The sequence below is a fragment of the Paenibacillus sp. N119s genome (assembly GCF_059447605.1).
On sequence record NZ_JCAJRU010000065.1, the window covers coordinates 1 to 21,574 of the forward strand.

The following is a 21,574-nucleotide window of genomic DNA, read 5'->3' on the forward strand; positions in this document are numbered from 1 at the left end:
TGGAATGTCTCTTTCCTTTCCTTCCAACTACAAACGCAAATGCTGCTTCTACTAACAGATGGGCATTTTCTTGTTTGGAGCTATTTATCGTTTTTGCATAAACAGCCTCTGGTTCCGTTATGACTTTAACAATTTTATCTGCTACGTCTTGTTTTCCTTCGAAGTTATCAATCACCATTTGACGAATATCTAGATTAGGAAAGTTACGTATTCGCTCCCATGTTGCCTCTAGATATTCATGAGAGGAGTTTTTGATTTCATTGAACACAATCCGCTCAGTCTCATCCAGGTCTTTCATAAAAGGACTTTCCCTGTATGGATAGTGGCCATACTCTTTTCTATATTCGTCAATCGAATTCAGAAAATCAATTAGATATTTCTTCTGTTCCGTCGTATACCCTTTCATATCATCCCGATAGTTGGGACTCATCAAAGCTCTGTCGCTATATCGAAAATGATTGCCTGTCTGCCGCTGATGTTCCATTAATGCGACTATATCTGAGAAGGGGGCCTGATCATTATAATAAGCATCCAGCGCCTTTTCAAACTGTTGATCCACATTTCTTTGATACCATCGTTCCCGAATATCAGGAGGAATATCGCTATAGGCTTGTACGGAAGCCTGATTGACTCCTTTTACATAGTTGATGAAATCCGATATAGATTGTACTCCTCCATATCCTCTGGCACTCGTCCATACCTTACCGAGGAAATCCATCGTCGCATGCCGTTCACGCGTCCTTTGTTCCTCAGCATGCGCATGCAAGGTTTGGGCAACAACCTTGGCGCTCTTCCCCAACACCACTCCCCAACCATGGGAAGGTATGCTGGCAATCATGGAAAATCCGGCTGCCGCATATTTAACTATGGATGACGGTCCGGAGGAAGCGACCTCGGAACGAATTGAAGCTATTTTTTGACTTGCTGCTTTTGGTATGGCTCCCAATACGGGAATCGACGCAGCCACATCACATACTTTTTGAGCTAATCCCAATACGCCATCCAGTAAACTAGCTTTCGGTGAACTGGGAGTGTTTACAGCCGACTTAACGACTCCACCATCTTTCGACGTAACGCTTGAATTGGAGCTTCCTCCTGTACTACTGCTTGCTGCACTTTTCGCCGCCTGCGCCTCTGCATAGGCTTTTACAGACATTAATGGGGGCTCCCAAATCGGTGCTAAATCAGCAACAAAAACCGGTCTTTTAACCGTGCCTTCCAGCTGTACTTTAGCGGACCGTATATCCGTTTCTCCATCCAACACCAAGCTGCTGCTGCCCGCTTTGAAATAAATAGCCTCGGCAGCTTGAATATTCAGCTCCCCATCTGCATGCAAAGAGAGCATCTTCCCTGCCGACAATGACAACTCATGCTCACTGACGACCTGAACACCCGATGCATTCAATTGAATATGAACCTGCTCCGACTTGGCCGTCATCTTCAATTCACTGGCACTTAGCTTGATGTTCTTGTCATGAGGTGTCCCCCAATACTTGGTGGCTGGGTCAGCGAGCTTTGGCGAGTTTCTCCCTTTTCGTATGGAGCTTGCCGCATATCCGTCCGCCTCCTGCTCTGTAGGGAACCGGACGGATACCCTATCTCCTCGTTCCGGCATGACATACCAACCACTGTTCCCTTCGGCTGTATAACTGCTGGCATATGGAAACCACCACGCCGTTTCCCGATCCTGCTTCTCATCCACTGTAAGGTGAACACGTATTCGGCCTGACTGGATCTCTAATACATGCCCTTCCAGTGAGGCTCCGGTGAGGTTCGAGCACAAAATCTCTGTTTGATGAATTCCCTGTTCGTGAATCAGTTCATACTCGTGTAGCAGCACTCCTTTTTGCAATTCAGAAGTGACTTCCGCTACCATCCATTGCTCGCCATTCCAATCCGTCAGATCCCCGGGTCGGGCAAGCGTTTCACTCTGCAGCAAGTAGCTGAATTTCGTTTTGCTGTTGGGATCAAAACTGCGCCGAGTACGGTAAACGGGATGCTTCATTTCAACGTATTGTCCCTCCGGCATACCCAACCAGAATTTGGGCCCGTTTAGTGAAATTTCCGGGACCAGCACAGCTCCAAATCGGGAAGCGATCCGTTTGAAAAAGGCCCAATCCGTCTCCTGATACTGTAAAGTAAATGCATGCAAGGTCATACCGTTTGTTGCGTTATCAATAACATCAGCCTGACTGTAGTTCTGAATGATTTGCTTGATTAACTTTTTATAGGGCATTAAGGTATGCTGATAAGAACGGGTGACAGGTGTGATATCCAACTGAATCGTATGGGAAACCGCTTCAAGCTCCACGTAATAGATACCACGCACCATTCGTGTTTCCGCACGAACCAATAAACCATGGAACAAAATGCGTTCAGGTTGACCATTGTCTATTTTGGTTCGGATGATGACAGGTTCGTTATCCTGATCCTGTTCTATGTAATGATCTCTTTGCTCTTCATCTATCCATCCACTGATCCTTAACCGGGCATGATCGTTCAATTTCCGTTCAATAAGCAGTTCATGGATCGTCTGAAGAGGATATGGACCTATACATTCCAACTCCGTATACGTTAACATTGTTTGTGTATGATTCAACTTGTGCCTCCCTACTCCAGCGTCTGGCCATCGTCTGTAATCCGAATCATTCCCCCGTATAGGCACGCATTCGAGCATTGGTCCAGCAAGGCCGGTTCTCCTTCCACAAGCACATCGCTTTTGCCCCCGATCCAGGGTCCGGTGATCACCGGAACACAGTTCGCTTTTTTGACCCCATAAATATCGACCATGTCACTGCTTTTGACCGCTGGATTGGCTGGACAGGAGCAACGGCCAAAATTGCTGATATTGGTGCCGGGCAAGTAATCTCCAACATTCATTTGGGCTTTCTCCTTCACATATACGCCGTGACTGAACGGTCGTTTGAGCCGTGTCGGCTGCGTACCAAAGCTGCAGCTCAAGATGGCCCCGGCAACTACGTAGCCCTGCTTGCTTCCCCGTCCAGCCTGAATAGGTTCCTCTTCCGAATGAGATTTTTTTGCCATTCTTCCTTTCCCCCTTCCCCATGTCCTTTCTTAGTTTGTTTTCACTTCGCTACCCAGAACATTGGTTATTCCCCCCAACGATACGGTACTGCCTTTGCTCGTCATTTGAATTTCATCCCCGGCCGTGATTTTCACTTTACTGCCGGAATGAAGGGAGATATTTCCTCCTGCTGAAAATTGAATCTCTTTATCGCTTACAATGTGAATTCCATTTTTCTCATTTAACTGGATATACATCGTCCCCTCTTTACTGGTGATGACAATTTCATCAGGGGTTAATTTGATTTCCTTGCCGTGCGCGGTACGAAACAATTTGATGTCAGGATGTGCAAGAGCGTGTTGCCCCGCACTCCGATTCTTTTCGCGCAAAGATGTACTTGCCATGCCCTCTTCTTCTCGATGGGCAGGGAAATAGAGCAGAACGGTATCCCCGAGCTCAGGCATTACGTACCATCCGCTATGTCCTTCTGCAGTATAAGGAGAAACATAGGTAAACCAGTGGGCCTTTGCAGGGTCCTGCGCAGCATCGATATGTAAATGTAGTTTGATACGATCCCGCTCTACCTGAATGACTTTACCAGGTAAAGACAGACCGATAAGCTGCTCGTTAAACACCTCTTGGTGTCTCAATCCCTTGTGGGAAGTCAGGGTATACACGTGCTGCATCATTCCTTTTTGCATATGAGTGTCCACCTTGTACACATACAGATTTTTACCATTAAAGGTAACGGTGCTGCCCAACTCCAACACCTGCTCCGCCTCAACCCGGTAATCAATAAAATCATGCTCGTTTACATGTGCTGTATCATTGCCGTTAAAATAACGATAATCTCCAACTCGCTTGCTGACGGTATAATGATAATTGGTTAAGTCCAGTCCAGATTGGGTTTCCTCGACTCCAAAATAGCACTTCGGCACATCAAATACCGACGCAGGCGTGAGTGAAGTATGGTAACGCGAAGCGATCCGCTTGAGGAACTCCCAATCGGTTTCACGATATTGGACTGCTATACGGCCTAAAGTCGCTCCCCCTGTAGCCGAATCAATGATATCAAAACCGGGATAATCTGCACCTACAGCTCGCAGCAATTCCTCAACCTTCATATTTTTATCTTGAAAGGACCTGTTCTTTTTACGAATATCCAGTTTATACGTGTGTGATATTGCCTCGACCTCCAGGTAATACACATCTCTGACCACTTTGACTTCCATATGGAGCACCGTTCCGTTAAATAGCGGTGTTGGAGTGCCTGCCTCATCCAGTTGTGATACACAAACTGGAGAATCGGCTTCGATCAACTGGACATAACTGTCCTGTAATTCTTCAGGCAAAATAGCGGTAAAAGAGAGTAGGGTGTGCTCATTCAGTCGCTTGGTCATATGCAGTTCCTGAATGCTAACCACTTCAAATGGTGTAATTTGCAGCCGATCATATGTAATATGGGTTAATGTCATAAGGGTTGATTTTCCTTTCGCTCAGACTCGATTTTCAACGTTAGCAGCATACTGCGGGCTATTGGCTGCCAGGTCGCCATCTCTTCATCCGTACAGTTAAAAGTACACATGAGCGCACGTCCTTCCAGCACCGTAAAAAAGGATAAATTATACACACGCGCATTCCATACTGGTGTCATAAATTCACAGTATCCAATCTGACACTCTTCGTTCTCCAGCACTTCATGGCCAAACCATTCAGTCAACTTCTGGGTTTGCTTCACCACCTGAGCCATCTCATCCGTAAAGTTCTCCAACTCTTCGGTTTGTAAAGGACTCTCGGTATGCTTGAAGGTTAAGTTAATCGTGCCTGTGTCATTGGTAAAAATAAAATCCGGACGATGATGAGAGGGATATTTTAATCGTTGCTCGTGCATGGGCATATCCCGAAAGCTCTTTGGCATCGTAATACTGATGCGTTCATCCAGCAAATGTCGCTGAGCAAAAATCAATCTTTCCCCACCGAGTTGCATAAATGTTTGTAAGGGCTGTCCCAACGGTTCCTTCCCGCGAGCGTGATTCAACCCTTCATGCTCAATTAAAGATTGATCATTTTCGGTATTTTCTGCTGTTACTGTGTGTAGCAACGAGACAATTTTCTGATCCAGATGTTCCATACATCATCCACTCCCATCTTTATTACTGCATGGCGACTTCCTGAAAGGTGATGCCACTTGTCCCTCTCCGCAACAGACTTTCCGCCAATGCCAGATTGACCAACATACAGGTTTCACGCAACCCTTGGATTTGCAATAGGGATTTCCCCTCGGTACGTTTTCGATCTACGACCAGCTTCATCAATGTTCCTCCGGGACGGAATTGGCTTTGCTCGCCCAAACAATCCACTAAAGGGGGTTGAATCATCCAGTACAACTTTTGCTGCGAACGTTCCATATCCCGAAGCAAAGCCATGCGGCTGAACAAGCTCGGGACATAGACCTGTAACAATTCATACACAGCATCAGATACCATCATCCTGGAACCCATTAGAATATCAGGGTAAACCGTATAATCGTTACCATTAACCTTAAATTGTGCAGCATAAGATGGGGGCCAATTCGTCCAGTCATTTATGTTTACCATCTCTGCATTTGCTTCTTCATCCCATACGGGAACAGTAGCATACAACATCCGATCATCGTGCTGACAAAGGAAATACTCCACTATGTCACATCCCTTTCATTCCGTTTGTCCCGCATTGTGTTAACAAATTAAGTTAGACTCTGTACGACTGGATGCATGCCTAAACTAAACTGGCTTCCATCCAGCACCGCTCCTTTGAAGCAGGCTCCCTCAAACGCTGCCCCCATAAAGTCAGCCCCCTGCAATATGGCCCCGGTGAAATCTGCATCCTTCAAGTAAGCTCCCTGAAATTGGGCTCCTGTAAGATCCGCTCCTGCAAAACTTACGGGTTGAAAACCGGGTCTTTCCCATCGTTCAGACTGGTAAATTCCAGGTACAGCTATTGCATCCCGGAAAGATGCCCCTCTTAAGTTGGCTTGTTCAAAACGGGCTTCCTGAATCAAACAACCACTAAAATCCGCTTCTTGTAAACAGGCTTTATTCCAACAAGAACCAATCAAATTCCCTTCTGTAAAAACACTATTGTTGAAAGAACTTTCACTCAAATCGGCATATTGCAGACGTATTCCCTTATAATTTCCTTGAGATCCGGCAATTCCCCGAAAAACTTCATGTATGTAGTCATATGTTTTTTTTTCCTCAAGCCACTCTTTCACCACCGTCGAATCTTTGACACGTACATCCCTTTTATAAACGACTTCACTTTGGTCCAAATATTCTCCGACTCTCAACTCGAACACATCTTCCAACTGTATTTCATGAGCAAGCTGAATATCATTCAGCGATTCCTCTGTGATACTAAAACGCGCCAAAGTAATGATGTATTGATGGACATGCATTGCCGCATGTAATTTCATCCTTTCTATATCATCCAGCCCGATTCTTCCGCCATATTTCTTAGCATGCTTACTTAATTCAGTCTCCCACTCGTCCAAATAGCAAAAGGCCCATTCTGCATCATAGGTATCCCGGCAAGGATGACGATCCATAAACCACGTCTTGTCCATGGCCTCCACCAAATAGGTCGCCCTTCCGTTTACCAATTCGGTACGAAGCATGGAGTAAGATATATATCCCAACGCCTGTTTGGTGCCTTCATACTGCATCTGCTTGGCTTTCCCGAGTATTTGCTCTAGTGAATTGCGAAATGTCTTGGCCAAGGTATACTTATGGTTTTGAAAATGGGCTTCCAATGCAAATAACATTCGATGCTTTAGGGGTTCATAGATCTCATTTGCAAAATGTCGAAGAACCTCTTCACGATTCACATCCTATCTCCTTTCTCGCAACTGAATTTACAATGTTGTGCAATATCCAGTTATTCTAAAATATAAATTTTATATGAATGATATGTGAATCCGTAATTTTCAAGGGTATATTTAACAATAAATCATTCTTATGTATGTATCGGACAGATTAGTGATTTTGTTTACAGAAAGAACCATAGTACGTGTTATTTTCAATATTAACTCCAAATACATATTGCTACATAACTAACTTAACAAGATTATTTTAACTAGAGAGATAGAGCAATCAACATTATTGAAATAATAATTAGGAACTTGAAGTTCATATGCATTCTACAAATAAATCAAATTCATATATACCCTGTAAGAATGTCTTCAAAAGTCCATTTTCTTTATAACAACAAAACAGTTAAAGAAAAACGAGCCTTTAGAATCGCTTCTAAGGCTCGTTTTGTGCTTAGTGAGACATATTTGTAATAGTCCTTTTAAAATCACTAAACCATAAATGATAACTGGACTTCACCAATTAACATCTTTTTGATTTCCATAGCTATAGTTTCAGCCATCAACGGCGGTACAGCATTACCTATCTGTGTAAATACAGCTGTGCGTGGTCCCTCAAAATAAAAATTATCAGGAAACGACTGAAGTCTCGCTGCCTCTCTGACAGATATTGATCTGGACTGGTTAATATCCGGATGTATATAATAATGCCCGTCCTTGGCTATATGAGCCACTACTGTATGTGAATAGGGTAGATCTCTTGCAACAACCTTGAATCGATCCAGAAAAGCCTTAAGATTATTATGCGTTCTTAATCTTTCTGGGAGATCTGTGTACTTCAAACGCTTTTTTTCTCGATTCCAAAGGTCTATTGCAATATTGTATATTTCAAGATCCCTCTCATTATGCATTCTGGTTAAGTGCTGTGTTAATATATCCTCTTCATTTCTAATATTAGTATCCCTAAGGTATGGCGTTGGTTCTTTAACATATTCATTCAATTGTTCACCTGGTGCAAGTGGATGCAGGTCCGAAAAAATATCTTCGACTAATGCAAGCTGTTCGATTTGGGTAAAACGCGGATATTCGTAACCCAACTCCCTGTTCCATCCTATTAATATAACTCTCTTTCTCTTTTGTAACACTCCGTAATGAGAAGCATCCAAGGTTTTATGTTTGATTTCATATCCGATTTCTCTCATTAAATCTTGAATATCCCTATAATAAGATCCCCCACCAGCATTTAAAATTCCAGGTACATTTTCAAACACAAAAATATCAGGCTGATATTTGACCAGAAATTTCACATACTGTTTATAGAGATAGTTCCTCGGATCATTCTCCTTCTTCTGAGGATCTCTGGCTCGTCCGACAAGCGAATAGGCCTGACAGGGCGGACCGCCAATCAAAACATCAATTTTTTGAGTCTGACCAGTATTCTCTAGTAACAACTCGTCAATCTTATTGAAAATATCCGGAATTGTGTCATCATTAATCTCTTGGTTTATTATACTTTCCAATAACCTCACCGGGATTGCCTGATATAAATCTTCCTTAGTTATATTTCCTCTCAAATATTCCTTATATATATCAAGGCGGCCTTCACCGTTTAAATAATGATAGGCAGTTCTTGTTTTAATTGTCTCGGCTGCGTATGAATCCATTTCAACGTGAGCTATTGGATTAAATCCCTGTCTCACAAATCCTTCTGAAAGCCCACCAGCACCGGCAAATAAGTCAATAAAGTTCATTTTCAAATCTCCCAATTCGTTATGTAGAAATTATACCAGGTTAAATTACGGAATCATATAAGTATTTCAAATTCCGAGCATAATCTCCACGTCCATGTCCCTGAACTGGTTCCAACATTCTTCTTTTTTACACCATTCGGTTATATTCTCTCCACCGGGAGGGTCAACAATGTGTCGATATGCTGCATCCGTCACTCTGTCAATCACATCTTCCAAACCCGCGGGAATTGCCTGTTTGCGCCAGATCAATTCCAAATCAATCTGCTGTTGCGTCTTATAGGATAGCCAGGCTATAGTATAGGTCACAATATTAGCTCGGTATTTATAATGGACTCTTTTCGATACACCATTAAATAGAATTGCCTTTGATATCAAATCCTTAAAATAATCCTGTTCTAGCCTAGATACGTCTATAGCAGATATTTTTTTTGTGAATTCGAGGAAGTTTTTTTGCGATCCTCTACTTACAATATGAGGAATCTGATCCCATGAATTAATGTACTTGGCCAAATCAGTTTTTGTAAATAATTGAGATTTGGGGTAAGTTTGGTCAAACTGTATTCGAGCGTTACGTGATTTGTCTCTTCCTTTCAAATCAAGGTATTGACCACGGGCACGTTCATAGAACCATCTGGTTTGCCTTTGCTTTCCTTCAGTAGCGGGAGCCCATATAGTTCGGGAAAACTGTTCAATCTTTCTATGATATGGATCATTTGCGAAAAAATCATCCGTTTGAATTTTATTTTGACTATTGGCATAAGCCGAAATTCTGGGGACAATCTCGTCCATTTTTTTCGAATCCTTTATCACTGTTAATTTCATTTGTACATTTATACGTGAAACATCATTTTTCTTTTTAAGTGTGTGATATATGGAGGCTGTCGTTTGCCCACCATTCACTATCTGAAAATCATGAATTTTCGATAGAACAAGGCTCCCGTCTTCTCGTTCCTCAAATTCCACTCTGTCAGACGTTGCAGAGATCCCATTATTGTATGCCACAAACATTTCCGGCTCATTTATAATGGTGTCTCTTATGCCCCTATTAGTCCCTCTCATCTGAAGAAACGAACGTACATTTCGTTCGATTAAACGTTCTCCAAATTCCTCATATACATCGGCAAGTAATTGACCTGGAATAAACAACAAATATGCCTCGTATATCTCATTGGACAAAGGCATCTTCAAACATGGCAGCCCGGCTCCAAGCTTGCTTAATATATCGAACTCAACTGGCTCCCTGCCTTTGCCTGAACTTAAAAGTCGATAAAGACGCTCCATATCCCAGATTTGAAGTTCCACAGAAGCGATTCCTGTTTTAGTTTCATCCAGTTTAACATTTCTGGCCATACCGTCAGTCAATAAAACTATTTTCAACTGATGAATTTGTTCATGATGATCGTATATAAACTTGGTTAATTCAAAGACTTCACTTTGTTTGGTCAACGCTTTATAAAGCCCACCAATACTTTTTTTGTAGAAAGAAACGGCCCTTCTGAGTGCAGGTTCCCAATCATTTTTCCTCAGTACTAGAGGAGGTGCAATCCTTGTATGCAGAGAGATTACCAAGGTTAGGGCATAAAGACCATTGTCCTCAACAATGGAAAAACCATTAACCTGGATACCGGTTCTTCTGAAATTAAGCACTTCAAATTCCCCAATTTCTCCGGATTCCCTGATAAAATCAAGAACAACTTCCGTGAAGACCCCCTGCTGTTCCCTATCGTGTTCTTTTGCCAGCCCATCTACATAATTTTTAAAGTCTTCTGAATAATCCCTGAAATCCTTCTCCAAATTGGTTCACTCACTTTTCCTGTTTCTTATGATAAAATCTGCTATTAGAGAAACGGTCTTGTCAAATTCTGTTTTGAAATCATGCTCCCAGATTCGTAGTATTTTCCATTCGGAACTTACATAGTGTCCAGTGACCTTTTTATCTCTTTCTACATTCCCCAACAGCTTTTTCTTCCAAAATTCCCGGTTATTCTTTGGGATATTGGAGTGAAGGGGACATTGATGCCAAAAACAGGAATCAATAAAGATAACCAGTTTATATTTTTTTATACTTATATCGGGCTTTCCGGGTAATGATTTATCATTTCTTCGGAATCTCAACCCTTTTTTCCAAAGCTCCGATGCCACCCTGTTCTCCAGTTTAGAAACCGACTTTATACCAGCCATCATCTCGCTTCGTTTTTCCTTGGAAACAACATCGGACATTCTGCACCCCCAAATCTTTGAAAGTGGCTTTCATTCATTAAAGGTAACGGAGAGAAAAAACTCCTTAATTTATTTAAAGCCTTTCTTTCAATCTGTCGTATTCGTTTCCTTGTAATTCCAAATAATGGGCTGCCTGTTGCAAAGTGCGCTCTTTGTCATCATTAAATCCAAATCTTAGAGGATAAACTTCTCTTATCTATCGGTGAGACAACCCATGTGATAGTCAAGCTTATCTCTTAAATCATCCAATATAATAATATCATTAAGTTCACCGAGCTCGTAAAAAAGTCCGAATCTTGTTCCTTCTAAATAACATAATGCGTTCAACACCATCATTAACAATTGGGAACTTGTATCCTCAAAATAAGGACAGAAATTCGGTTTAGCTATAAAAATATTCAAACTAAATCATTACCCTAATATTTAACTAATTCGCCCACCTGTTCAAGAGCAAAAAAATGTTTGGAGACTTTCCTTGCAGTTTCACCTTCTATTCTCAAACCTAATTCGATATTGGATCCCATGCCATGATAGGTCATGTTTGCGGACCCAATATATAATTCGATATTATCTACTATTAAAAGCTTGGCATGAAGACTCGCCAAGGGATCGTCAGCATTTCCAATCCATTTCAGCATTGTAGGTTCTGGAATATTTTCCTTCCAGTTTGCCAGAAACTCTTTAATATTGCTGCCATTATCATGGAATGCAATCCTTACACTGCATCCCCTGAGGATGGCAGCAGCAAGAGCATCCAAAATACTAAGTGTCCTGTCATTAGCTGTAAAACTATAGCCCACTAAAAAGATTTCCCTTCTTGCACGTTCAATCATCTCTTTAATGAGTGCATAATTGCTTCTAGCTAAAGACATGGGGTTGGTAAATGGACCAGACCATGCGAGTTCTACTTCTGGAATACTCATTTCCATATTCCTTTTAGTATGCATAGCCGAGTGAAAAATTAAAATAATCACATCTGGATGTAATTCTTGCTTTCTCCACTGAGATATTAAGTCCTGAATTAATGGCAGTGGGACGTTGGCAGGAAGTGTTGCTCTTTTCCATTCAGCCAGACTGGTAAATTGATCGATTTCTCCACTCCTGATGTACTGGATTATTCTCTCAAGATCAGCTAAAGAGCAGGAACATGTAATGGAAGAAATAGATTTTGCAATGGATTCGCTCTGCATTTTTCCCCCTATTCAAAGTAGGCCAGTTCCGTTTCCGAAACAGTAGGAACCAGAAAGGCTCGATCTAGGAAACGATTTGACTTTTCACACGATGTTTCTGCGGCAAGTTGACACGCATGACAGGCAGCACCATTCAAGTCACCAACAGCATCCGGTTTATGTTCCGAACATAATGGATCACCGGAACAAAAACGGGCCTCATGAAGAGCATTCCAAAGTATCTCCTCAAATCTATCTTTCTTACCCAGCTCGACCAATCCTCCCAGACTTCCCTCCGAATCGGGCGTAGCTGTATATATAAGAATTCCCGCCATTCTTTCTGTATCGGTATTTCTGGAATATATCCTTTCCCTCAAAGAAGTTGCGGAGTATCCAGAATCCATGCATAATTGCCTCATTAATGCGTGCGAAAGAGTATGGAGAAGAACATATCTGGGTTCAGGACCTCCGGAGTACTCCATGTTTCTGTCATCACAATATTGTCTGAACGCCTCTGCCATTGGTATCTGTTTACTATCAAATTTTTCTTCCCATATTTTCAATGCATCTTCGTTTAAAGTTATGAATATCCCTTCTCCTTTTGTAATGATTCCGGGTCTCCAGTTAAGATAATCCTTCTTGCTCAATGACGCCTTATACGAAGCTTTTGTCGTTTCACTGTCTGCTTTTTCAATGTTATCCGGCAGGGCTTCAATTCGGCTAAATCCATCCAAGACTCTAACCTCTGTTAATCTTCTAACCATGATAATATTGGATAACTTATCTTTATACCGTTCCGGCACTTCCTGCTCTTCTATCTCAAAATCGTGTTTGGCATCCATGGATGTTCCCTTCAACAAAGCTTCCCATTCAGGATAATACAAATCCTGATCCACTCCTTCTCCGAGTGATCGCTGTTTTTGCAGGGCACTCCATACATCATCGACATTTTTATCCTCGAACTCTCCAAATACCCCCAATTCAATGAGCATTTGAAGCTTTTCCTTGCTCTCTACTTTGGATAGACGGTCCATTACACCTGCAACATCCTGGTGTATTGGACTTGAATAAGGAGGTATGGAGAGTGCACTCACCACTACAGGAAAATAAAGATTGGAAGCACCTCTGAGCAAAGCTCTCTGTTCTTCCTCACAAGGTTGGGTGTCCCAAGGACCCAGCCAGTTCCTGTGCCCCAAGCATTTTCCCAAACCTTTACCCATAAAAGCTTCATCAAGCGAACGTTTTTGGCCACATCCCCTGCACTCAACTTCCACGTCGGAGATTGAACCTGTAGCACCCTTGTCATTCAGGTATAACATATCCTTGCACTTTTCTGATTTGTCCTCCTTGTGTACATAGAAATCCCATGGAAAATCATCAATATGTCCCGCAGAGCAGGCTACAATAAAACGTGCAGGAAAAACCTTTGTTAGTCCATTTCCCTTGTCACACAGACAATAACTTACATTTTCATTTTCATTCTTGAAAAAGTTTTTTGCGAGTGACAGCCTTCTGCATTTTGGGCAAACAAGGAATCGAGGGAAACGGTAGGCCGGAAGCGTCCCCTGCCGTGTCTCATTTTTACTCTCCACCACGGGAGGTGTGTAAATCTTTTGAATACCCAGTTTCCGTGTTAATCTCGGTTCATTTATTGGAGCACATTGTCTCAGATTCCAGTCATCCACTCCAGCGATTATGATTGAAAAGTCTGGTAAATCCATGATAGCCCCAGGGCCAAATGTAGATACAAGCTGGCTGTTTCTAACTTCTCCTATTTTCCCGTTCATGAGCCTACTCCTTTAATAAATATATTCCAACTGATGACTCCACGTCTCTCATGGAATTAGGAATTGAAAATGTTGAAGCAGGGGCCTTTCCCCCTAATGGATACAACAATTTCTCCTTACCCCCGGTATATGCCAGACTTGTCCCGAAAGTTTTGGATTCCCACTTGTCCATCAAGGACTTTAAATGTTCTTCCACTTCATCTTCACGTTGTAATCCCATATTCTCAAGCCGCTTCCTCATAAATTCCATAATGCTTTTAATATACACTGCATTGGACCTGAATTTCTTGGCAGTTTCTCTTTTGGAAAGTTTATATTCGGACAATCTTGTCATTGAAACAAGGACTGCTGAAAGGGCTCTATCACGTGCCCGGGATGAAAAAGGGGTAACGCTAATTGCTTCCACATATCGGTATAATGCAGCATGATATGATCCAAAACGCTCGTAATGTGATACATCCCTTGGTCTCGCCCAGTTATAAACCGTAATGACCAAGCCTGGATGTTCGCGCCCCACACGGCTTGTAGCCTGGATATATTCTGCAGTTGTTTTAGGTTGTCCCGTCACTACCATCAGGCCCAAACGACTAACATCAACCCCTACGGATATCATGTTGCTGGCAAATACAACATCAACAGGATTAACATGATTTGGAGAGTCCACATGGAAGGGCTGCTCCAGCCTTTGAAGCAATGCCGGAATCTGTGATGAATCCACCCGGCTTGTAAGTTCGGGTACATTCTCCTTAAGTTTACGATCGACAAATTGATATTTCTGTCCGCGATTGGAAGATGACAGTACACTCATTCTGCTTCTTACGTCATCTTCAATTAATCTTACAGCTCCGCCTAGTTCTCTCAAACTATTGAAATAACCAACAAGTGTTTGATAGGGATCAAGATCTTCATCCAAATGTTTCATTGCCCCTGTTGACGAAAGTAAAGCTGCATATACCCGGACCAAGGCTGTTTTAACGCTTCGACCAGGAGCAAATATCCCCACATAGGTTCGCCCTGGTAGTTCTTTAGCTGGTTGCTCTACTGCGAAGTAGGAGTTGCCCGAATCCAGAGCAGGACTTGGAAAAATGGAAAGGCTTCTTGCGAAAAGTGACTGGATCTGTTCTTTTGCACGTCGGATTGTGGCTGTCGATGCCACAACCTTCGGTGTTACTTCCACTCCGTTCCTTATTCCACTGCATAGATAATCTATAGCTGTTTCATACAGACCCACCATTGTTCCCAAAGGCCCTGAAATTAAGTGCAATTCATCTTGGATAACTAGTTCCGGGGGAAGTAACTCACGTTGATCCATGGAATCACCTGTTATTGTACTTGTTTTCAAAACATCTTTTATCCATCCTTGAGTGTTTGGAGCAGCCCCTTCAGAAACAAATCCCCAAGGCTGAATTTGACCTTTAACTTTTCCAAATAGTGACTGGGTTTCTCCAACCCATGGCAGTCGGGCAAATTTATCAACAGTTCCAATTAAAAGCGTTGGTAACAATCTATATATTTCCTCATCAGTAACCACAGCCGGAATCCCTTCTGGATTTTTCAAACGATGAAACTCGCATTCACGTCTTGAACATCCGATTAAGATTCTCCTATTTTTCTTATCAAGAAAATAGTTTCTACGACTGTGCAGTTCCGAACCACACCACGGACATGAAACCAACTGAACGGGAGTCGGTGCTCCAGGGCTTGGTTGTTTATTTTCCATTAGCTCTACACTTTCATCGAAATCATTCGGGGTGTTTTTGCCACCCACCCATAATCCAATTCTGAAGGGCTCTTCCCCCCAGGAATCCTTGTCCTGTAATCGTTCCATTTCGCATGCACAGATTAAGGTTGCTGCTCTTTGGAATTGCTGGATGGTTAATAGCCTCAGGGTGTAGCGCATAAGGATGGTTACACCAGCATCTCCACGTTTTCCATTTTGCTCTTTTCGAAGTCTTCTCAGGGCCATTACAAATGCCGACAACCCGAGATATGCCTCCGTTTTACCACCACCTGTCGGAAACCACAGCAAATCAGCGACTTTTCTATCATCATGGTCGGGTTCAACGATGCCCGTAAGGGACTGCAAAATAAATGCGATCTGGAACGGCCTCCATTGAGTACGTATTCCCTTTGGTTCCTCGGACCAATTTTTGGATTTTCTTGCTTTTCGTGCCCAAATACTCTGTATTCGTTGTTTTGACATGACCCTATTGGCAAAGCAAAACGCTCTGAATACCTCTCTGTCCCTCCCTTCATCTCTTATTAAGCCAAGCCCCTTTCTCATGCGCTTCAGGGACTCCTTGCACAATTGCAAATGTTCCTCTCCCGTATTATATTGCTCCTCATCGAGGCCAATTTTTATCGTCTCTAGGATATCGTCTTGTTCCTTAATCCATTCTTCGTATTCATCGAGCATCGGGTTAAGACAATTATAGATTTCATTGCCATTCCTTGCTTTCGATATCTCCTTCATATCAAGCGATCCTTTCCCCAGCCAGTCAGGGGGGATAACACGCGGAATTTCATATACAGGTATGATTTTGGTAAACAGACTGCCAACGAGTTCTTCATCATTAGAGAAATCATCCCAGTCAACGGCAACACCATGCCCTACTGCGAAAACACGCTGTTTTCTATACAGCAAATTATCTGCCGCTACGTCTGGAGCCTGATAGCCCCGGTTCATGTTTAATTTCCTTACCGAGAATGGATATTCGCATTCATATCCCTTTACTTTTAACAGAGGCTGATAAAGACAAAATGCATCCTTGAGAGTTTCCGGTTTTTCTCTGCGATTCACCAAAAATAAGCTGACCGCCAATCTTCCTGATCCATCTTTGAGAGGACGGGCAAGCCATTCAAGATTAACCTCTCCCATACCGTCCGATTTCAGTGCAATTATGCGCCTCAAACCATCAGCCGGCAGTAAATCAATTGTCTTTTGGTCCCTAATAGGAGTTCTTTTCCAAGGTGACCTTTTCTTCTCACCCAGCTTAAAGTACTCGCCCCATTCATAGAACACGCGAATCTTCTCCTGACCGGCTTCAACAACAAAAGACAAACCTATTGAAGAAGGCTTCATGGCCTGCATTAAAGGTGCAATAGCATCAAGTATGTCATTGCCATCTTCATTGTCATCCGTCTCTGTCTTTTCATCGTCTTCCTTTTCCATCAAGGTGCCATTAGGCCATAATATACCGGTCAAATATCTCTGGGAAGGAGATTCCCCGATCTCCTCATCTTTATAATTTGGTCCTACCAACTCCAATGTCAATCGATCTATTAAGTCATTACGAATATTAACCTTTTCCTGTTCTCCCATAAATATCACTCCCTATGGAATTATTATACTTTAATATTTCATTAAAGTAGGAATAAAGTCCTTTAATGTCGAACTATATTCTGAAATTATATTATTGGGGGATGCAGCATTTGACTCTTGATACTTTAATATCCCGATTCAACAAAGAGCAACAAGAAGTAATAAAGGCCCCTTTGGGAAGCTTGGCAATTAATGCAGCTGCTGGAACGGGTAAGACCAGTACTTTAGCAGCACGCATATTATATTTGCAACTTGAAATGAACATATCTGCTGATTCAATTATAGCCTTATCTTTCTCTCGAACTGCACGAAGTCGATTATTGCAAAAGCTTGAAGAATTTTGTATGGAAATTGGTATGGGTAGCACCGTACCCGTATATACATTTCATGGATTGTCATATCGTATACTAAGATTGGCAATTGAGTGTAATGAAACTTGGCTTCGTCCAAATTTCAGGCTGATAGAAGGCAATGAGATAATGAATAATAATTTTGATTTTCTTTTCGATAAACTGGAGAGCGTCAAAAAAGTCCCTATTGATTGTTGCCTCAAGATATTGGATGAACTTCGACAAGGTTCAAATGATATGGATTGCCTTACAAAACCTGATGAACTACCTTGCAATCAGCACATATGCTGGACTGACGGTAGTAGAAACTTTAATATCGAGACCGATGATCTAAAGAAGCTATGGGCGAGATATAATAACCGGCTTCAAGTTAACAACTGCATAGATTATTGTGGTTTGATTACCGAAGCCATTCGTGTACTCGGAAATTCAGGTGGACAAACATTAAAACGATTGAGAAACGGACTGAAATATATTTTGGTGGATGAGTATCAGGATACATCGCGCGCACAAGAATCATTATTGTTTTCTATTTCCCGGGATGATATTTGTCTTAATGTTGTAGGCGATGCTGGACAAACCATTTATACGTTTAATGGTTCAAGCATATCAAATATTCTGAAATTTGAAGATCGAGCGAGATCTGTTGCCCAAAAAACTCTACCAACCACTTCTCTTATAAGAAACTATCGATCAACCGAGAATATCATAAGGGTTGCAAATCGAATAAATTTGCTGAGTAAGTTACCCAACAAACTGATACCGGAATTGAAACTTGTTAATGAAGCGGTAAAGTTGATCCATGCACCATCTCTTCAGCTTGCAGGTGATTATGTTGCATCTGAAATCTCGACTATCTTGAAAAATAGTGGAATTATGCCACAGGAGATTTGTGTGTTGGTCAGAAAGAACACAGAGCATTCACCCCAAGGTACCATTGTAATGGAAGCGTTAAATGCTCATAATTTGTCTGCAAACGTGGTAAGGGATTCCGATGTTGATCACAAACGTGAGATACGTAATTATATTTCTCAAATCTGTATGAGCCCCGACTACTATGGAATGACCATTGTCGAGTTTATTGAAGCAGATACACATCGCTTACTTACTGATATTCCAGAAGGAATTTCATCTGAAGATATCAGAGGTGAAATTATAGAATTCCAGAAAACGGGACTTGAGTTTTGCTATGAAATATCGGAAGAGATATATAAAACCATCCAATCAGTGAACGATCCCGAACCGAGTATACTGGATGCAAACATACAGATTCGGACAATTCATTCAGCCAAAGGAGAAGAGTATAAAGTTGTCTTTTTGTTGTACCTCGGTGACAGAACATTTCCAAACGGAAGTTCTCCAGATATTGACGAGGAAAGAAGATTGCTTTACGTAGGTTTAACCCGTGCAAAGGAAAAGCTTTATGTAATTGGACACCCAGGAATACACTTTGATAGTTTTTTCGATGAGTGTATGGGGGAAGGTACGGAGTTGATAGAACACTATGAGTTTAACAGTTTTACACCAACTTCCACAGATGACGACAAGACACTCGAATTGGGAGACATACAGCTTATTAATAATGCGAAAAAGCTCCAGGAAAAAGCGGAACAGAAGTATAAAACCGAGGTGCTGAATTTTTTTCAAGATGAATTTCTAAGATCACGCTGGCAAGGAGAATGAAAAATGGCACTAAAACTAATTAAACTAACAGAAGAACAAGAAAAGTGCGTACAGTTTACTCCAAAGGGAGAATTGTTGATAAGGGGTATTCCGGGTGCCGGAAAAACGACAATTCTTCTTGAAAGAGCGAACTATCTGAACACGATAGAGTCTAATAAAGGAGATCGAAATGTTTTATTTTTAACTTTTAATCGAGCTTTGTCTACCTATTTAAGACAACTCGCTAAAAAGGCAACAACACAAACGCCTGTTGAAGCATTAACCTTTCATACTTGGGGAGCGCAGATTCTAAAAGAGATTGGAGCCTTGAACACCAGAAATATTGCTGGGAAAGAACAAGAGGAAATGATTGCTTATGCAAAAAGGACAGTTGCAAAATATGGAGACCCCACCTTTCCAAATATTAAAGCAAAAACACCAAAGGGAATGGAATACCAACTAATAAAGTTTCTTAAAGAGGAAGTATCATGGATTAAGAACAACAACATGAATGAGAGAGGGAAGTATTTAAATTGTGTTCGTACAGGACGAGGAAACCAAGTTCAGGTTACCAAATTACACCGAGAATCCATCTTTGATGTATATGAGAAATACCAGTCCATACTAACAAGCAAAAATGCACATGATTTTGATGACATTGCCCTTCTGTTACTGATACATGAACGCGAAATCCCTGTGGACCAAAGACCGTTACATGTACTCATCGATGAAGCACAAGACCTGTCTCCTGCCCAATTAAAGGTCGTCAAGTTGCTTGCTGTTAAGAGTCTTACAATTGCAGCTGACAAGGGACAACAAATATATAGAAGATCTTTTACTTGGAAAAGCGTGGACATTGATATAAAAGGGACCCGAAGTAAAATACTTAATAAAAGCTTTCGCTCCACCAAACAAATTATTCAACTTGCGAAAAGTTTGCAGGCTCACGATAAGACACTGTTGAACGATTCAGAATTTCTGCCATCCACAGATCCGGATATTAAGGGGCCAGTTCCAGAATTAAGCATGGTTAGCTCAATTGCCGAAGAAAAAAAGAAACTTATAAAAAAAATTAAAGAGCTTATTACAGAATTCCCTACGGATACAATTGGAGTGATTGCGCATTCAAATGACCGATTGGATGATATTGCACTTACCTTAGCCGAAGTAAACATTGCTGCAATAAAAATAAAGTCGGACGAGGCCGATTTTCTAACTCAGGGTGTTAAACTTGTTTCGTTTCATTCATCCAAAGGCTTGGAATTCGATCATGTCATCGTAACCGGTCTTCAGGAGGGCAAACTTCCTATCAAACTATCAGATCCAGGCGATGATCCCGATGCCCACGTAGCGACCGAACGTCGCAAGCTGTATGTGGCCATGACTCGTGCCCGATTGACGCTTTCCCTTATTGCTGTTATTCCAATTTCCCAGTTTGTCGAAGAGCTGGATAACGATCTTTACAAGATAATTTAAAATTTCGAAAAATTATTTAGAAGATAAATAGTTCCTAATAATTATATATTTCAAAAAAGTCTTAGACCAAGCTGTTTTGGTTCCATTATTTACCGTTAGTTGAACATATTGCTCACTGTATTCTATTCAATAATCCAATTACTTGTACCAGGGCTACCCTTGCACCCGTAAAGCTGCCATGGCAGCCCTACTCTTCTTTATCTAGACTCCCGTATCAGTAAACGCCAATGTGAATCTGGTTCCTGATTTGGTTCTTCTACCATATGTTTGGTGAAAATAAAGTGCTAGACTGGAGTCGTTGATTTAACACGGTTTTTTAATTCAAGAGTCGCCAGCTTTTGAAAAATATGTTTTTGACTGATCCAATAATAGAAATAGCGGCGGACCAAGATTTGAAAAATAAAGTCTTAGACCGCCGCTATTGTTATTCAACTAACGTTTCCCGTTAGTCGGATCAATGGGGCCTATTTTTGTAGTATGATTACTATTCTTACATCGACTTAGTAATATTTCAAATAATAGCGTTATTATAATTAAATGATTTCAGCGTTCTTTCTTATTTCTGGTAGTTTTTCTTCAATTTCCTCAAAATACTCTGGCGAAACTGTCCACCAATTTTCATCCCATTGATGTAGTTTAGATTCTTCGCAAGTCCACTTGACAATCTCTACTACATCCTTGGCGCATTTTTTACCAAACAAATTGAAAATAGAGAAAATAACCAACATATATCTTGTTCTTAATGACGGATGTGTACTACTAAATTGCATTGGGGATTTTTTACTTGTTATTGCCATAGATATTATTGCTGAGGCTATTCCAAATAACTGTAATACTTCATGCTCCTGACCAAGTTTTTGTTTATAGTACTTAAGAAATTCTCTAATAAAAAATACAGCACACTCATCCGCTTGAATCTCCATATCATGGTTCCTCTGCAGATCGTCAGAGTAATTACTATGTCC

The 21,574-nt window shown here is 41.5% G+C and carries 15 protein-coding genes and 1 pseudogene; 2 read left to right on the forward strand and 14 right to left on the reverse strand.

The window, feature by feature from the left end:
• The 13 genes and pseudogenes from AC5V8P_RS10040 to drmA form a co-directional block, all read right to left on the reverse strand.
• The coding region (locus AC5V8P_RS10040; RefSeq protein ID WP_495473619.1) for a phage baseplate assembly protein V at nucleotides 1–2,599 on the reverse strand (2,599 nt) is incomplete at its 3' end.
• Between the two features lie 11 nt (nucleotides 2,600–2,610).
• Nucleotides 2,611–3,045 carry a DUF4280 domain-containing protein gene (locus tag AC5V8P_RS10045; protein ID WP_064797309.1) on the reverse strand — a complete coding sequence of 145 codons (435 nt, stop codon included), beginning with the start codon at nucleotides 3,043–3,045 and terminating at the stop codon, nucleotides 2,611–2,613.
• Nucleotides 3,046–3,075: 30 nt separating this feature from the next.
• Nucleotides 3,076–4,500, reverse strand: coding sequence for a phage baseplate assembly protein V (locus AC5V8P_RS10050; RefSeq protein WP_064797310.1), 1,425 nt, complete (start codon nucleotides 4,498–4,500; stop codon nucleotides 3,076–3,078).
• Nucleotides 4,497–5,156 carry a hypothetical protein gene (locus tag AC5V8P_RS10055; RefSeq protein ID WP_064797311.1) on the reverse strand — a complete coding sequence of 220 codons (660 nt, stop codon included), beginning with the start codon at nucleotides 5,154–5,156 and terminating at the stop codon, nucleotides 4,497–4,499. The genes AC5V8P_RS10050 and AC5V8P_RS10055 overlap by 4 nt, the downstream gene beginning before the upstream one ends.
• Before the next feature lie 22 nt (nucleotides 5,157–5,178).
• Nucleotides 5,179–5,703 carry a hypothetical protein gene (locus AC5V8P_RS10060; protein WP_495473620.1) on the reverse strand — a complete coding sequence of 175 codons (525 nt, stop codon included), beginning with the start codon at nucleotides 5,701–5,703 and terminating at the stop codon, nucleotides 5,179–5,181.
• 47 nt (nucleotides 5,704–5,750) lie between these two features.
• On the reverse strand, nucleotides 5,751–6,890 hold the full coding sequence (locus AC5V8P_RS10065; RefSeq protein WP_064797313.1) for a pentapeptide repeat-containing protein: 1,140 nt from the start codon (nucleotides 6,888–6,890) through the stop codon (nucleotides 5,751–5,753).
• Between the two features lie 473 nt (nucleotides 6,891–7,363).
• The gene (locus tag AC5V8P_RS10070; RefSeq protein ID WP_196771882.1) at nucleotides 7,364–8,623 is read right to left on the reverse strand and encodes a DNA cytosine methyltransferase; all 1,260 of its coding nucleotides are present in this window, start codon (nucleotides 8,621–8,623) and stop codon (nucleotides 7,364–7,366) included.
• A 66-nt stretch (nucleotides 8,624–8,689) separates the two neighbouring features.
• Complete coding sequence (locus tag AC5V8P_RS10075) at nucleotides 8,690–10,417, reverse strand: AIPR family protein (RefSeq protein ID WP_064797315.1); 1,728 nt, start codon at nucleotides 10,415–10,417, stop codon at nucleotides 8,690–8,692.
• A 6-nt stretch (nucleotides 10,418–10,423) separates the two neighbouring features.
• Nucleotides 10,424–10,843 (reverse strand): very short patch repair endonuclease, encoded by a 420-nt coding sequence (locus AC5V8P_RS10080; protein ID WP_064797316.1) that lies wholly within the window; start codon nucleotides 10,841–10,843, stop codon nucleotides 10,424–10,426.
• Nucleotides 10,804–10,962: pseudogene (locus AC5V8P_RS10085) on the reverse strand (sigma factor-like helix-turn-helix DNA-binding protein); the annotation flags it as partial. The pseudogene AC5V8P_RS10085 and the gene AC5V8P_RS10080, both read right to left, overlap by 40 nt.
• A 297-nt stretch (nucleotides 10,963–11,259) precedes the next feature.
• Nucleotides 11,260–12,033, reverse strand: coding sequence for a phospholipase D-like domain-containing protein (locus tag AC5V8P_RS10090; protein ID WP_064797317.1), 774 nt, complete (start codon nucleotides 12,031–12,033; stop codon nucleotides 11,260–11,262).
• An 8-nt stretch (nucleotides 12,034–12,041) separates the two neighbouring features.
• Complete coding sequence (drmB, locus tag AC5V8P_RS10095; protein ID WP_064797318.1) at nucleotides 12,042–13,799, reverse strand: DUF1998 domain-containing protein; 1,758 nt, start codon at nucleotides 13,797–13,799, stop codon at nucleotides 12,042–12,044.
• A gap of 4 nt (nucleotides 13,800–13,803) precedes the next feature.
• Entirely contained in the window at nucleotides 13,804–17,121 is a 3,318-nt protein-coding gene (gene drmA / locus AC5V8P_RS10100) for a DISARM system helicase DrmA (protein WP_064797319.1), read from the reverse strand.
• 110 nt (nucleotides 17,122–17,231) lie between these two features.
• On the opposite strand from drmA, the gene AC5V8P_RS10105 reads away from it, so the two are divergent.
• Both AC5V8P_RS10105 and AC5V8P_RS10110 read left to right on the forward strand, forming a co-directional pair.
• On the forward strand, nucleotides 17,232–19,154 hold the full coding sequence (locus AC5V8P_RS10105) for an ATP-dependent helicase (protein ID WP_196771883.1): 1,923 nt from the start codon (nucleotides 17,232–17,234) through the stop codon (nucleotides 19,152–19,154).
• 3 nt (nucleotides 19,155–19,157) lie between these two features.
• Nucleotides 19,158–20,609 carry a UvrD-helicase domain-containing protein gene (locus tag AC5V8P_RS10110; RefSeq protein WP_064797321.1) on the forward strand — a complete coding sequence of 484 codons (1,452 nt, stop codon included), beginning with the start codon at nucleotides 19,158–19,160 and terminating at the stop codon, nucleotides 20,607–20,609.
• A gap of 533 nt (nucleotides 20,610–21,142) precedes the next feature.
• Here AC5V8P_RS10110 and AC5V8P_RS10115 read toward each other — a convergent pair.
• Nucleotides 21,143–21,574 (reverse strand): hypothetical protein (locus tag AC5V8P_RS10115; RefSeq protein ID WP_495473621.1); only part of this gene is annotated, 432 nt, incomplete at its 5' end.

What these genes read in the sequence shown, in the direction of transcription:
- drmA (WP_064797319.1), bottom strand. Translation starts at nt 17,121, where the DNA reads ATGGGAGAACAGGAAAAGGTTAATATTCGTAATGACTTAATAGATCGA.
- AC5V8P_RS10045 (WP_064797309.1), bottom strand. Translation starts at nt 3,045, where the DNA reads ATGGCAAAAAAATCTCATTCGGAAGAGGAACCTATTCAGGCTGGACGG.
- AC5V8P_RS10090 (WP_064797317.1), bottom strand. Translation starts at nt 12,033, where the DNA reads ATGCAGAGCGAATCCATTGCAAAATCTATTTCTTCCATTACATGTTCC.
- AC5V8P_RS10110 (WP_064797321.1), top strand. Translation starts at nt 19,158, where the DNA reads ATGGCACTAAAACTAATTAAACTAACAGAAGAACAAGAAAAGTGCGTA.
- AC5V8P_RS10055 (WP_064797311.1), bottom strand. Translation starts at nt 5,156, where the DNA reads ATGGAACATCTGGATCAGAAAATTGTCTCGTTGCTACACACAGTAACA.
- AC5V8P_RS10070 (WP_196771882.1), bottom strand. Translation starts at nt 8,623, where the DNA reads ATGAACTTTATTGACTTATTTGCCGGTGCTGGTGGGCTTTCAGAAGGA.
- AC5V8P_RS10080 (WP_064797316.1), bottom strand. Translation starts at nt 10,843, where the DNA reads ATGTCCGATGTTGTTTCCAAGGAAAAACGAAGCGAGATGATGGCTGGT.
- AC5V8P_RS10050 (WP_064797310.1), bottom strand. Translation starts at nt 4,500, where the DNA reads ATGACATTAACCCATATTACATATGATCGGCTGCAAATTACACCATTT.
- drmB (WP_064797318.1), bottom strand. Translation starts at nt 13,799, where the DNA reads ATGAACGGGAAAATAGGAGAAGTTAGAAACAGCCAGCTTGTATCTACA.